13 protein-coding genes are annotated in these 12773 nt (G+C 73.4%); 3 read left to right on the top strand and 10 right to left on the bottom strand.

The genetic code is table 11. The features are described 5' to 3' along the window. Positions 1 to 219: 219 nt before the first annotated feature. Positions 220 to 699 (top strand): hypothetical protein, encoded by a 480-nt coding sequence (locus tag AB0B39_RS10795; RefSeq protein ID WP_357574156.1) that lies wholly within the window; start codon positions 220 to 222, stop codon positions 697 to 699. Between the two features lie 75 nt (positions 700 to 774). Beyond that, positions 775 to 1965 (top strand): MFS transporter, encoded by a 1191-nt coding sequence (locus AB0B39_RS10790; protein ID WP_357574155.1) that lies wholly within the window; start codon positions 775 to 777, stop codon positions 1963 to 1965. Positions 1966 to 2031: 66 nt separating this feature from the next. Here the strand turns inward: AB0B39_RS10790 and AB0B39_RS10785 are convergent, their stop codons facing one another. Beyond that, a complete protein-coding gene (locus tag AB0B39_RS10785) occupies positions 2032 to 2646 on the bottom strand; it encodes an HD domain-containing protein (protein WP_357574154.1) in 615 nt (204 codons plus the stop codon). 92 nt (positions 2647 to 2738) lie between these two features. Here AB0B39_RS10785 and AB0B39_RS10780 point away from each other — a divergent pair, with 92 nt between their 5' ends. Next, positions 2739 to 3206, top strand: coding sequence for a hypothetical protein (locus AB0B39_RS10780; RefSeq protein ID WP_357574153.1), 468 nt, complete (start codon positions 2739 to 2741; stop codon positions 3204 to 3206). Positions 3207 to 3216: 10 nt separating this feature from the next. On the opposite strand, the gene AB0B39_RS10775 is transcribed toward AB0B39_RS10780, so the two are convergent. Genes AB0B39_RS10775 through AB0B39_RS10735 form a run of 9 tightly spaced genes read right to left on the bottom strand, consistent with a single transcriptional unit; the run spans position 3217 to position 12770 of the window. Continuing rightward, positions 3217 to 4422 carry a 2-oxo acid dehydrogenase subunit E2 gene (locus AB0B39_RS10775; RefSeq protein WP_357574152.1) on the bottom strand — a complete coding sequence of 402 codons (1206 nt, stop codon included), beginning with the start codon at positions 4420 to 4422 and terminating at the stop codon, positions 3217 to 3219. Beyond that, complete coding sequence (locus tag AB0B39_RS10770; RefSeq protein WP_357574151.1) at positions 4415 to 5428, bottom strand: transketolase C-terminal domain-containing protein; 1014 nt, start codon at positions 5426 to 5428, stop codon at positions 4415 to 4417. The genes AB0B39_RS10775 and AB0B39_RS10770 overlap by 8 nt, the downstream gene beginning before the upstream one ends. Further along, positions 5421 to 6359, bottom strand: coding sequence for a thiamine pyrophosphate-dependent dehydrogenase E1 component subunit alpha (locus AB0B39_RS10765; RefSeq protein WP_357574150.1), 939 nt, complete (start codon positions 6357 to 6359; stop codon positions 5421 to 5423). The genes AB0B39_RS10770 and AB0B39_RS10765 overlap by 8 nt, the downstream gene beginning before the upstream one ends. Continuing rightward, entirely contained in the window at positions 6356 to 6604 is a 249-nt protein-coding gene (locus tag AB0B39_RS10760) for an acyl carrier protein (protein WP_357574149.1), read from the bottom strand. The genes AB0B39_RS10765 and AB0B39_RS10760 overlap by 4 nt, the downstream gene beginning before the upstream one ends. Continuing rightward, the gene (locus AB0B39_RS10755) at positions 6597 to 8480 is read right to left on the bottom strand and encodes an HAD-IIIC family phosphatase (RefSeq protein WP_357574148.1); all 1884 of its coding nucleotides are present in this window, start codon (positions 8478 to 8480) and stop codon (positions 6597 to 6599) included. The genes AB0B39_RS10760 and AB0B39_RS10755 overlap by 8 nt, the downstream gene beginning before the upstream one ends. A 36-nt stretch (positions 8481 to 8516) precedes the next feature. After that, the gene (locus AB0B39_RS10750; protein WP_357574147.1) at positions 8517 to 9545 is read right to left on the bottom strand and encodes a 3-oxoacyl-[acyl-carrier-protein] synthase III C-terminal domain-containing protein; all 1029 of its coding nucleotides are present in this window, start codon (positions 9543 to 9545) and stop codon (positions 8517 to 8519) included. Beyond that, positions 9542 to 11158 carry a hypothetical protein gene (locus AB0B39_RS10745; protein ID WP_357574146.1) on the bottom strand — a complete coding sequence of 539 codons (1617 nt, stop codon included), beginning with the start codon at positions 11156 to 11158 and terminating at the stop codon, positions 9542 to 9544. The genes AB0B39_RS10750 and AB0B39_RS10745 overlap by 4 nt, the downstream gene beginning before the upstream one ends. Further along, complete coding sequence (locus AB0B39_RS10740) at positions 11155 to 11385, bottom strand: acyl carrier protein (RefSeq protein ID WP_234591281.1); 231 nt, start codon at positions 11383 to 11385, stop codon at positions 11155 to 11157. The genes AB0B39_RS10745 and AB0B39_RS10740 overlap by 4 nt, the downstream gene beginning before the upstream one ends. Then, positions 11382 to 12770: an MFS transporter gene (locus AB0B39_RS10735; RefSeq protein WP_357574145.1), complete on the bottom strand. Its 1389-nt coding sequence runs from the start codon at positions 12768 to 12770 to the stop codon at positions 11382 to 11384. Before AB0B39_RS10735 ends, AB0B39_RS10740 begins: the two co-directional genes overlap by 4 nt. Between the last annotated feature and the right edge of the window lie 3 nt (positions 12771 to 12773).

Raw genomic sequence — 12773 nt, 5'->3', positions numbered from 1 at the left:
GCGGTGCCAGGTTCTGGCGCGGCCGGGCGCTCGCGGGGCTGGACGCCGGTGTCGGGCTTTCGCGGCATCGGGCGCTTGAGGCGCTGGGCTCACGCCGCGCTGGGCTCATACCGCGCTGGGCGCTTCCGATGGCCGGGCCTCGCGGTATCGGGCTCGCGGGTCGAGCGTTCGCCGTGCCGGGCCGAGACGGTGGCGAGTTGTCAATGTAATGTTGACGCGATGACGACGCCGTTGGTCGGCCTGGCTGAGGTGCGTGCCGCTCGTGGCCGCCTGGACGAGCGGGAGGCGGAGCTGATCGACCGGGCGCGTCACGACGGCGCGACCTGGGCGCAGGTCGCGACGGCGCTCGGGCTCGGCAGTCGGCAGGCCGCCGAGCAGCGCCGTCAGCGCCTCGCGGCCGCTCGGCGTGCGCGGCGGCAGGACCTGGATCGTGGCTACTCGCCGCAGATCGCGGCGTTGCGAGCCGCGGTGGCCGAGGTGGAGCGTTGGATCGCGACGGACCGGCGGTGGGACTCCCGCTTCCGTCGGGCGGCTCTCGTGCGGAACACGGTCGACGCGGCTCTGGACGCCGACCCGGGCTCGCTCTACGCGCTGGCGCTGCACCTGCGGACCGATCTCGACGACGCGGGCGACCGGCTGCCGCCGCCGGTGCGAGCGGTCGCGGCGACGTTGACGACCGCGTTGTCAACGCGAGATTGACGTCTGCCGAGGGCATTGCCTGGGTGCGGCTCAAGAATCAGGATGTGAGTCAATTCGACTCAACCTGGAGGGCGCATGCGGCGCAACGCGGGTCTGTTCGTGGCGATCTCGATGCTGTCCGGCTTCGGCAGCAGCGCCATGTCCCTCGTGTCCGGCGTCTGGATCCTGGACCTCACCGGCTCCACCGGTCTGGCCGCTCTCGCCGGGCTCTGCGTGTACGCCCCGGTGCTCGCCGGCCCGTGGCTCGGCGGCCTGCTCGATCGGGCGTCGCGACGACCGCTGGTGATCGCCGTCAACCTTTTGCTGGCGGCCGCGCTGCTGACGCTCCTCGCCGTGCGTGGCCCGGGGCAGACGTGGGTCATCTTCGCCGTCTCGGGCGCCTACGGTGTCAGCTACGTGCTGATCGACGCGGGGGAGACCGCGCTGCTGCCGTCCGCGCTGTCGGCCTCGGAACTGGGCGATGTCAACGGGTGGCGCTCCAGCGCGCAGGAGGGCATGAAGCTGGTCGCGCCCCTGGCCGGCGCGGGCCTGTACGCCTGGCAGGGCGGCCACGCGGTCGCCGTGCTGAGCGCGGCGATGCCGATCCTGGTCGCCGTCCTCTACCGGGCGGTCCGCCTGAACCGGACGCCATCCGAGCGACCGACGTCGTGGGACCATGACCTCCGTACCGGGCTGGCGGTCCTGATCGGACAGCGGGCCACCCGCGTGCCGGTCCTGCTCGCGGCGACGTCGATCGCCATGTCCGGCTTCGGGACCGCCGCCGTCTACGCGATCGTCGTCGCGGAGCTGCGTCTGCCGACGACCTTCCTGGGTGTGCTGGCCGGTGCCCAGGGCGCGGGATCCATCCTGGGTGGACTGGTCGTCGGCCGGTTCCTCACCCGACGGGGTCCCGTCGCCGTCGGCGTCGCCGGCACTGTGCTGTTCGCCGTGGGTTGCCTGGTCCGCTGCCTACCCTGGTGGCCGGCCACGGTCGTGGGCGCCGTCGTCGCCGGCATCGGGCTGCCGTGGACCCTCGTCGCGGCGGTGACCGCCGTGCAGACGCACACCCCGGCGGCGCTGCTCGGCCGGGTCGCCGCGACTGCCAACACCGCGATGTTCGGCCCGCTCGTCCTGGCGATCCCGCTCGGTTCCGCCGCCGTCCACCTCGGCGGCCGTCCCCCGCTGATCGCCGCCGCCGTGCTCTGCCTGGCCGCCGCGGTCACCCTGCGCGTGCCGAAGCCACGACGACCCGAAGAGAGCGCCCCGCTCGTGATCGTTGGCAGCTGAGCGGCGTGACACGCCGGCCCCGCCACCGCTCAGCCGCCAACGATCACGGCAGAGGGTTGCGCGAGGTCAGCCGTCGACGGCACCGTGTGGATCGCGTACCGGATGGGTGGCCTGGAAGGCGAGCCGGCGGTCCGCGTCGGCGGCGATCCGGTCGAGGACGTCGTCCAGGTCCAGGAACACCGACCATCTCTCGCGGCCGGTGGCGTCGGCCAGGCGGTCGACGAGCAGCCCCTCCAGGTCGGTGACCCGCTTGCCCTTCCACACCTTGTCGGCCAGGCTGACCAGCAGATCGTCGACGCCTATGCCGTCCTGGCGCCACGAGGCATGGGTGCATGCGAACCGGGCCAGCGACGGCGCGACACCGTGGCGCAGCAGCAGTTCGTAGCCGGCGGGTTCGTGGGACGAGCCGGGCCCGGACAGCTCCTGCGGGTGCAGGACCTTGCCGATGTCGTGGGTGGCGGCGCCGAACAGCACCGCCGATCGGTCGACGGGCAGCTGCGGAAACCGGTCCGCCAGCGCGTCGGTGAGCTTCGCGGCGACATCGTGGACGGCGCGCAGGTGCGCGGCCAGGCGCGGTGGCGCGTGCACCGTTTCCAGCATTGCGACGACCTGGTCGGGGAGGGGCCGCAACACGGGGTCGCCGGGTGCGGTGAGGGCGCGGCGCAGAGCAGCGGAGATCACCGCGCCAAGGGTACGACGGACTGCGGGGGGCCGAGATCGATTCGTGGCCGTACCGCCGCTGGAGAGGTATCGGCAGTCGTTAACGTTTCGTCATGCGTCCAGCCCTGTCGCCCCACCCACCGTCGGTTGACCCACCTCCGAAGGCCCGGCGCACCACGTGGATCGTCGCGGGCGCCGTCGTCGTCGCGTGCCTGGGGGCGCTGGCCCTGCCCGTCGGCGGCTTCCTGCTGTGGATGTACGCCGGGCCGGACGTGGACAAGTCGCGCGCGGCGGCCGACCAGTTCGTCAGTCGACTGGAGACCAACGACGACGCCGCGGCTCACGAATCTCTCTGCCCGGCGATGAGGGAGAAGGTCGACCTGGCGGTGTTCACCGCGGCGGTGGAGCGCCTCGGCCGGCCCGTCTCCCACACCACGGGTGAGGCCGGCTTCGGGAACGAGGCCGGAACCAGCGCCTTCGTGACCGTCGAGCTGACCGGCCGGACGGGCCGGACCACGACACTCGACCTGCACCTGACGTTGGGCTCGGCCTGGCATGTGTGCGACGACGCCTTCGCGTGACCGCCGCGCTCTACTCCTCGGCGAGGTGGTCGGGGGACTCCAGGGCCGCCTTCACGGCCTGCAGGAACGCGACCGCCTCCCGGCCGTTGACCACCCGGTGGTCGTAGACGGCGCTGAGGTTGACGAACCGGCGCGTCACGACCTGACCGTCCGCGTCCAGCGCCAACTCGTCCTGGGTGCCGCCGATCGCCACCACGCAGGTCTGGCCGGGAAAGACGATCGGCCCGGCGAGCACCACGTCGGGGTCGGTGTGCAGCGAGACGACGATGGTGCCGCCGGCCAGCTCGCCGGCCCGGAAGCCCTCACCGCCGGCCCGGGACCGGAAGTCCATCAGCGTCTCGGCGATCTCCGCGCAGGTCAGCTCCTCCACATCGCGGATCACCGGGATGAACAGCCCCGTACCGACGTCGATGGTGACGCCGACGTGGGCCGCCTCGGCCAGTCGTACGCTGGCGCCGTCGCCGGGTGCGGCGAAGAGCAACGGGTGGTCCTCGCGCAACCCGCCGATGGCCTTGACCAGCAGCTCCGGCAGGCCGACAAGGGTGCGGGTGGAGCGGGTGAGCTGCCGGGCCACCGCGAGGGCGGCGTCGGCGCGGACCTTGACGACGGCGAGCGCCGCCGGCACCTCCCGGTGGGACTCGGTGACCACCGCGGCGACGGCGCGCTGCGCGCGCGAGAGCGCGTGCACCGGGCGCGGATCGTCCGGCTCCGGGCCGTCGCCGGCCGCCAGCGCGGCGGCCGCGGCCACCACCACCGGCTCGGTCGCCGCCGCGGGCGCCGACGACCGGTCGGCCAGCAGGCGTTCCACGTCGGGACGCCGCACGACCGCCTTGCCGAGGCCGCGCAGCTCGTCGTCGCCGAGGCCGTGCGCGGCCGCGAGCTCCCGGGCCGAGTCGGTGAGCACCGGCCCGCCGGGGGAGACGTCCGGCAGCTGTACGACAGCCGGGGCGACCGCCTCGGCGAGGAAGCGCTGCCGGGCCTCCTCGCTGTCGAAGACGCGACCGATGACGTCGCCCGGGGCGCACTCCTGATTCACCTCGACGAGCCGGTGCAGGACACCGTCGCCGTCGCTGAGCAGCTCCTCGGCCGCCTTGGAGGTCTCCACCTCGGCGATCGGCTCGCCGGCGCGCACCCGCTCGCCGTTCTCGGCCAGCCAGTCGAGCAGGACGTACGTCGTGTCGTTGTTGTTGAGCTTGGGGACGACCAGGTCAGTCACCACTGACGACCTCCTTCACGGCCTGGTGGATGTCGGTGTCCTGCACCAGCACGGTGCGTTCGAGATGCGCGGCGGTCGGGATGACGCTGTCGGCGGAGTGCACGAGGCGTACCGGCGCGCGCAGCGATCCCCAGAGCCGCCGGTGCACGACCTGCGCCAGCTCCGCGCCCCAGGTGCCGCCGGCGGTGCTCTCCTCGGCCACCACCACCCGCCCGGCCCGCGCGATCGGCGGCAGCAGGGTGTCGGTGTCCAGCGGCCAGAGCCGTGACGGCACCAGCACCTGGCAGACGATGTCGTCGCGTAGCAGCAGCTCCCGGGCCACCGACACCGCCCGGGCGGCCAGCCCGCCGGGTACGACCAGCACGCAGTCGGCCTGCTCCTCCTCGTCCACCCGGATCCGGGCGACGTCGGCGTCCGGGCCGATCAGGTCGTAGCGGAACAGCTCGTCCACGACGCCGTCGGCGTACATGCGTGTGGTGTAGAGGACCTTGTCCTCGAAGAGCAGACCCGGCCGGCCGGTGGCGAGCATGCCCGCGAGCACCGCCCGGTTGTCGTGGAACGGCGACACCTCGTGCACGCTGAGGCCGGGGATGCCGATGAAGTGCTTCAGCGGGCTCTGGCTGTGCGTCGGGCCGTAGCCCCGGTTGCCGCCGCTCGGGCAGCGCACCACAAGCCGCATCGGCACCCGCCGGCCGTACATGGCTGTGGACTTGCTGGCGAAGTTGAGAAGCTGGTCGAACGCCAGCGCCACGAAGTCGCTGAACATGATCTCGACGATGGCGCTCTGCCCGGCCAGGGCCAGCCCGCCGGCCACGCCGACGATGCCGCCCTCGCTCAACGGGGTGGACAGCACCCGCTCCGGCCAGCGCGCCGACAGGCCCCGGGTCACCTTGAACGCCCCGCCGTACGGGTCGACGAGATCCTCCCCGAGCACTGTCAGCGCGGGGTCGTCGGCAAGCAGCGCGTGCAACGCCTGGTTGAGGTTCTCCACCACCCGCTCAGCCACGGCTCTCCTCCGCCCAGCGGCTCGCCGGTCGGCCGGCGACGTCGGCCACCACCTGTGCGACGTACGCCCGCTGCCGCTCGTCGTGCGCGCCGAACTGCTCCGGGTACGCCTGCGCGTACCGGGCGTACCAGTCGTGCGCCCGCGCGTGCGCGATCTCCTCCGGTCGGCGGCTGTCGTCGCCCTTGCTGTGCGGTCCCACCCGGTGCGTGAGCAGTTCCACCACGTACGGCGTGGACCGCTCGCGGACCCGGCGCAGCACCGGCGTCAGCGCGGCCCGGACCACCTCGGTGTCGGTGGAGGTGACCCGCAGGTGGTCCACCCCGAACGCCCGCGCCCGCCCGCCGATGCTGCCGGCGAGCTGCGCGTCGGTGGGCGTGGACTGGGCGATGCCGTTGTTCTCGACCACCAGCAGCAGCGGCAGGCCCCACAGCGCGGCCATGTTCAGCGCCTCGTAGACGGCGCCCTCACCCCAGGTGCCGTCGCCCAGGTAGACGAGCGCCAGCCGGCCCGGTTCGGTGCGCTTGAGGTGCAGCGCCACCCCGGCGGCCACCGGGGCGCTCTCGCCCTGCACGCCTGTCGACAGGTAGCGGTCCCGCAGGATGTGCTGGCTGCCGCCGACGCCGTGGCACACCGCGCCCTCGCGGCCCATCACCTCGGCCAGCAGGCCGTGCGGGTCGTCGAACCGGGCCAGGTAGTGCCCGTGCCCGCGGTGGTTGCTGAACACGAAGTCGCCGTCGTCGAGCAGCGGGCGCAGCGCCACCGGCACGTACTCCTGGCCCAGGCAGGTGTGGGTGGTGCCGTGCAGTTCGCCGCGGCCGAACATGTCCAGCAGGGCCAGCTCGAAGTGCCGGATCAGCAGCAACAGGTCCAGGTCGGCGTCGGCGAGGCGGGTCGGCGCGATCGGCGGCGCCTCGGTGCGGGTGGCGGTCACCGGGCGACCCCGTCCCGTTCGCGGGCGACCAGGTCGACCAGCTCGCCGACCGCGGTCACCGCCAGGTACGTCCGCAGGTCCAGGCGTACGCCGAGGTCATCCTCGAGCGCGGAGAGCAGCCGCAGCGCCTCCAGGCTGGTCCAGTTGGCCAGCGACGCGAACCGGACGTCGGGCGCGATCTCCTCGGCCGGCACGTCCGCGACCTGCTCGATGAGGTCCGCGACGGTGGTGAACAGGTCAGGCACGGATGTCTCCCTCCTCAGTGGCGATCCACGCCGGCAGCAGCCGGGGCGGGGGGTGCAGCGGCAACACGTGCCGGGTGGTGCCGTCGTCGACGGATGCCACGGTGAAACCGGCCGAGGGCCAGACGGTCCCGCCGGGCTTGTTGCGGGCGGTGGGCCGGAACAGGGCCTCCAGCCGGGTCGCGCCGGCCGCTCGGGCCAGCTCCGCCACCCGGTGCAGCGCCGCCTGCTCGACGCCGCGGGAGAAGACCCGGCAGCTGAGCACGAAGTTCTCGATCACCCAGGCGTCCGGGTCGGTCCGGTCCAGCCACAGGCCGCCCACCAGCCCTTCGGCACCGAACCGGTCGGTCACCTCGACGGTGAGCACCAGGTGGTCGGGGGAGTCGGCGCGCGCCCGGGTCTGCGCCTCGGTGTGTGCGCGCTCGGTCATCGTGAACTGGTTGGTGCGCAGCCCGAGCTGCGCGAGCCGGGGCAGGCTGTGCTCGTCCACCTCCCGGACGGTGACGCGCAGCTTCAGCTCGTGCAGATAGTCGGCCGCCGAGTCGAACGTGGCGGCGAAGCGCTCCCGCCCGGCGCGGGCCCGGTACAGCGCGGTGCGTTCCCGGTCGGTCGCGCCGGTGGCCAGCACGGTGAAGTGCCCCTCGGTGAGCAGCCTGGTCGGGAAGCCCGCCGGGTCGCCGGCCAACTCCACCACCCGTACGGTCGGCAGCTCGCGGCGTACCAGGTCGCACTCGAACGGGCTGTCGTCGGCGAACACGACCGCGTCCAGGCCCAGGTTGAGGGTGGTGGCGAGCTGGCGCAGGTTCTCGTCCTTGCGTCCCCAGTTCACCGCCTGGGCGACGAAGTCGTCGGAGCGCAGCAGCAGGTCCGGGTGCTGCGTGAACGCCTCGGCCACCAGGTCGGGGTCGTTCTTGCTGCACACCGCGAGCAGCACGCCCTGCCGGCGCAGCGCCAGGGCACGACGCTGCACGTCCCGGTGGCAGTTGCCGGGATAGTCGCTGCCCAGCCGGATGCCGGTGAGCCCGTCGTCGCCGAGCACGCCCGCCCAGAGGGTGTTGTCCAGATCCAGCGCGAGCACCTTCGCCGTCCGACCGAGGACCGCGCGGCAGAAGGTGGCGGCCTCGTGGGCGTACCGGCGCTCCACTGTGGGCGTCCACGCCATGCTGGCGAACCGGTACAGGCGCTCGTCGCGAACCGGACCGTCGTGGTCCACCAGCAGTGTCTCCAGATCCAGGGTGTACGTGGTGTCCCGCCCGCCCAGCTCCAACAGCTGGGAGTTCAGCTCCCGCCAGACGCGGCCCAGCTCGGCCCGGCCCCGGAAGCTGACCAGGCCACGGTGCTCCAACGGCGACAGCGGCACGGTGTGCAGCAGCACCGCGCCCTCGGTGCGCGTCGCGTAGCCGCGCAGCGCGGCGGCGAGCACGCCGGCCCGTTCGCCCAGCACGTCGGCGAGGCCGGCCAGGTCGCCGGGGTCCCACTCGGCGGGCAGGAACCAGCCGTCGTGCAGCAGGCAGAGCGTGACGTCGGCCCGGAACTCGGCGAGCGCCGAGCGCGGATCGCTGAGGTCGAGCACGAGCTGGTCGAAGCCGGAGACGTGGATCTCGGCGGCGATGCCGATCCGCAGCAGGGCCACCCGCAGCAGCGGTTCCAGCGTGCCCGGCGTGAACGTGCCGGTGACCGCGACCCGCAGCGGGCGCAGTGGGAAGTCGGGACTGGCCAGCTTCTCGACGGGCACGTCGGCGAGCAGCCGGCCGGCGGACGCGACTGTGGTGACCGCCGCGTCGTCCAGGTGGACCAGGCCGGGCGCCAGCTCCGGATCGGCGGCCGCGTCGGGTCGGCGCAGCCGGCGGATCCGGTGCAGGACCTCCTCGACTCTCATGTTCGGTGTTCCTTCCCGTCGGATTGGTGCGGCCGGTCAGACCCGCAGCAGGGTGCAGACCCAGTGCATGCCGCTGCCGGTGCTGGTCAGGGCGACCACGTCGCCGTCGGTCAGCTCGCCGCTGTCGAGGTGGCGTTCCAGGCCGATGAGCTGGTCGGCGCAGCCGATGTGGCCGTGGGCGAGGGCCAGCTCGACGTTGGTCCGCTCCAGCGGGACGCCCAGGTCCTTGGCCAGCTCCGCGAACTGCCGGGCGTTGTCGTGGAAGTGCACGAACCGGTGGACGTCGGCAAGCGTCACGCCCGCCCGGGCGCACGCCGTCTCCACCACCTGCCGGTTGCGCTCCCGGATGGTCGCGACGAACCGGAACATCCGGCGTACGTCCCCGGCGAAGAACTCGTTGAGCCGGTCGGCCGGGTCGCCGACGCGAGGGGTGCCGCCGTCCGGGGTGAACGGCTGCGCCGCGCCACCGACGGGCATGCGCATGAAGCCCGCGTACCGGCCGTCGGTGATCGTCTCGGTGGCCAGCCAACGGCACCGGTCGTGGTCCCGCACCAGCACAGCCGCCGCCGCTCCGTCGGAGAAGACGCTCGTGTTCACCTCCATCCGGTTCCAGTACGGCTCGCACACCCGGTTCCCGCCGATCAGCAGCGCCGTCCGGTATTCGGGGTGGGTGGCGAACCGCCCGGCCACCGTGTCGAACGCGGCCACCCCGCCGCCGCACGCCTGGTTGAGCAGCACCGCCTCGGCCCGGTGCGCGCCGAGGCGGGCCTGGGTGTGCGCTGCCGGATCCCAGTAGAGGTACTCGGCCAGGTCGGGGATGGCCAGCACCACCAGGTCCACGTCGGCGGCGCTCAGCCCGGCCCGGTCCAGGGCCGTGCCGCCGGCCACCACCGCCAGGTCGGTCACCCCGACGCCGGGGCCGGCCCGGTGGAACGCGCGGTACTCCCAGGACCGCAGGCGGTCCAGATCCTGGGTGTACGCGGCCGCGGCAGCCGCCACGTCGACAGGCTCGCCGAGGACGTGGGCCAGGGCGGCCACTCCGACGCCGACCGGCGGCCCGCTCATCGCCGTACCGCCGTGGCTGTCAGCGGTGTCGATGCCGTCGCCGTCGCCGCCGGCGATCCTGGCGTCGGGTCGTCGGCGGACGTCTGGGCGGCGTGCAGCCGGACCCGGGGGTCGGCGGGCGCGACACCGTCCAGATCGGACAGGAAGCGTCGGGCGGTGCCGTTGCGGCCCGTGTCGGTGAAGCGGACCAGCACCTCACCGGCGCCGGCCGCGCCCGCCCGCCGGGTCACCTCCCGCAGCACCGCCGCCTCGACGCCCTTGCCCAGCACGGGGCAGGAGAGGGAGAAGACGTCGACGGTCCAGCGGTCGGCGGTCCGGTCCAGCGCGACGAGGCCCGAGGTGCCGTAGTCGCCGAGCCGGTCGCGTACCCGGATCGCCAGCAGGTCGGCGGCCCGCCCGGCCAGCGCGGCGGCCGGCGGGGCGGGCGCCAGCGCGAAGTCGTGCGCCCGGGCGACGACCTCGGCGACCTCGGCGACGCTGTCGGCGGCCACCGGTCGGTAGTCGACGTGGACGTCCAGGCCGGCCACGAAGTCGTCCAGGGACAGCTCGACGGGCGCGACGGAGGGTCGGGACGTGCCGCCGGTCCACCGTCGGATCGGCAGCCGGTCGGTCAGTCCCGCCGCCCGCAGCTCGTCCGACCAGAGCGCGGGATCGGACCCGAGCGGTACCTGTCGCGGCGGCGCCTGCGCGGGGCCGGTGCCCGCCAGCACGAGCTGGGCCGGCGTGACGTCCAGCTCGTCGGCGATCTCGGCGAGCTGGTCGGCCAGGGGCCGCCCGTCGGTGACCCAGCCGTCCAGCACCGCCAACAGGTCCGTGGCGTCGGCGCTCGACCACCAGTCGGTGCCGGTGGCCCGCAGCGCCACGCGTACGCCGGCGGCGCGCAGCTCGCGCAGCGCCGGCAGCAGGTGCGCCGCCCCGGTCAGGCCGTCGCCGTCGAGCACCAGCGCCCGGCAGCCCGCGCCGAACCAGGTGGCCACCAGCGCGGCGACGGTGGCACCGAGCCGCGCGAAGACCTCCTCGGTGTACGGCACCTTCGCGAAGCGGAACAGCGCCGGGTGGTACGCCCGCTCGTCCCCGACGGCGCGGACCGCCTCGTCGGCGTCGACGAGCAGCACCCACGGGTCGCCGGCCAGCCGATCGCGCAGCCGTTGCCGGACGGCGGTGCCGCTGGCGGTCACCCCGTCGGCGTGCATCGCGTCGGCCCGCCCGTACGGGCGGGAGGCGGGGACGGCCGGCAGGACGTACACCAGCAGGGCCCCGTGCCGGCGCGCGGCGGTGACGGCCGCCTCGGCCCCGGCCAGCAGCTCCGCCGCCCACGCGTCGCCGGCCGGACCGGGGTCGCCGGCCTCCTCCAGGCGCTGCGCCACCACCAGCACGTCGGGCCGAGCCTCGGCGAGGAAGCCGTCGGTGGCGAGGCACTGCTGCACGACCTGCTGGAACGGGCCGACGGTGAGCGTGGCGCTCAGAGCGGTGTCGTGCAGGCCCAGGCCCAGGTACGGCACCAGCGGGTCCACCGTGTAGCTGGCCAGCAGCGCGACGCGCAGCGCCGGGGTCGGCCGCTGGCGGGTGAGCGCCTGCCAGCGGGTGCGTCGGGTGAACAGAACGGCGCTCATCGCGTCTCCGTGCCCTTGGCGCGCAGCACGGTGCGCAGCTCGCCGACGCTGCGCACGTCGCGGATCTCCTCGAAGGCGAAGGAGAGCCCGTAGACCTCCTCCAGGGTCACCACCAGTTGCAGGTGCCGCAGGCTGGTCCAGGTGCCGATGGTCTGCGGCCCGGACTCGTCGGTCACCTCGGCCGGGTCGACCTCCAGGACCCCGGCCACCACCTCGGTCAGCGTCACTTCGCCACCACCGCGCGGTCGTCGGTCAGCTCGTCGGTGCCGCTCGGCGACGGCAGCGGGGCCGGCGGGTCGGTCGGCTCGTCGTAGTCGGGCAGGTCGACCTCCATCCGGCGGATGCTCGGCGACGCGAAACCGGCCGCCGAGACGCCGATGCCGAACAGGCCGACGATCACGAAGATCAGGCCCATTCCGGCGCCCGGTCCGCTGCCGACCAGCCACCCGAAGTACGGCACCCCGGGCCCGCCGTCGCGCATCATCGGCTCGAACCAGCGGTCCGCGGCGATGCCGGCCAGGGCGGTACCGCCGGGGTACGCGAGGTCCTCGATGAACTGGCGGGCGGCGAAGACCCGGCCCTGGTGCGACGGCTCGACCTTCTCCTGCCAGACCGACTGGGCGTACCCGTCGATGAAGGGGATGGACAGGTGCAGGAAGAGCAGCGCGACCGACCAGACGATGATGCTGTCCCCGACGCCGTAGACGATCCGCCCGAGGACGCTGAAGACCAGGATGGCGATGAGCATCCGGCGGATCTTGTGGCGGGTGTTGGGCAGCAGGCCGAGCAGGAGCGCGCCGGCCACACCGCCCACCGCGCCGATCGTCTGCACCAGGCCCACCGCGTTGGTGCTGCTGTCGGTGCGGGCCAGGATCTGCGGCACCAGCAGGGCGAAGCCGACAGCGGCGAGCACGTTGATGGCGAACATGATCGCCTCCAGCCCGGTGAACGCCCGACTGGCCAGGATGTAGCGGAAGCCGTAGATCGTGTCGTACCAGAAGCCGCCCTCGTCGGGCTGCGTCGAGCGGGGCAGGGGTGGGAGCTGCACCAGCAGCACCGCGCCGATCGCCACCAGGTAGGACAGCGCGTCGATGAACAGGATGACCTTGATGTCCATCAGGCCGAGCAGCGCGGCGGCGAAGCCGGGGGCGAAGATCACCGGGATGGTCCGGACCGCGAACATCATCGCGTTGGCCCGCGGGTACTGGCCCTTCTCCATCATCACCGTGATGGTCGCCTGGTACGCCGGCAGCTGGAACGCGAGGAACGCGCCGGTGACCAGGTTGACCAGGTACAGGTGCCACACCTCGACCGAACCGGTGAGGAACAGCAGCAGCACGACCGCCGTGGTGATCGCCGAGCCGACGTCACTGAGCACGATGGTCAGTCGTCGTCCCCACCTGTCGACGAGCGCGCCGGCGATCGGGCTGAAGATCACTGTCGCGCCGAACGCGAACGCCATCAGCATGGTCAGGTCGAAGGCCCGGCCGGTGGCGTCCCACACCCAGATGCTCAGGGCGAAGTTCGTCATCCGGGTGCCGAGCGCCGACAGCAGCTGGCCGAACCAGATCGTGGTGAACCCGGCGAACCGGGACGGGCGTCGGAACGCCATGGG

The organism is Micromonospora sp. NPDC049114, assembly GCF_040648635.1.
Classification (GTDB): Bacteria; Actinomycetota; Actinomycetes; order Mycobacteriales; family Micromonosporaceae; genus Micromonospora.
This window is presented reverse-complemented; position numbering and strand designations above follow the sequence as displayed.

Coding starts and splice junctions, on each gene's coding strand:
- AB0B39_RS10795 (WP_357574156.1), top strand. CDS start 220: ATGACGACGCCGTTGGTCGGCCTGGCTGAGGTGCGTGCCGCTCGTGGC.
- AB0B39_RS10790 (WP_357574155.1), top strand. CDS start 775: ATGCGGCGCAACGCGGGTCTGTTCGTGGCGATCTCGATGCTGTCCGGC.
- AB0B39_RS10780 (WP_357574153.1), top strand. CDS start 2,739: ATGCGTCCAGCCCTGTCGCCCCACCCACCGTCGGTTGACCCACCTCCG.
- AB0B39_RS10755 (WP_357574148.1), bottom strand. CDS start 8,480: ATGAGAGTCGAGGAGGTCCTGCACCGGATCCGCCGGCTGCGCCGACCC.
- AB0B39_RS10750 (WP_357574147.1), bottom strand. CDS start 9,545: ATGAGCGGGCCGCCGGTCGGCGTCGGAGTGGCCGCCCTGGCCCACGTC.
- AB0B39_RS10745 (WP_357574146.1), bottom strand. CDS start 11,158: ATGAGCGCCGTTCTGTTCACCCGACGCACCCGCTGGCAGGCGCTCACC.
- AB0B39_RS10735 (WP_357574145.1), bottom strand. CDS start 12,770: ATGGCGTTCCGACGCCCGTCCCGGTTCGCCGGGTTCACCACGATCTGG.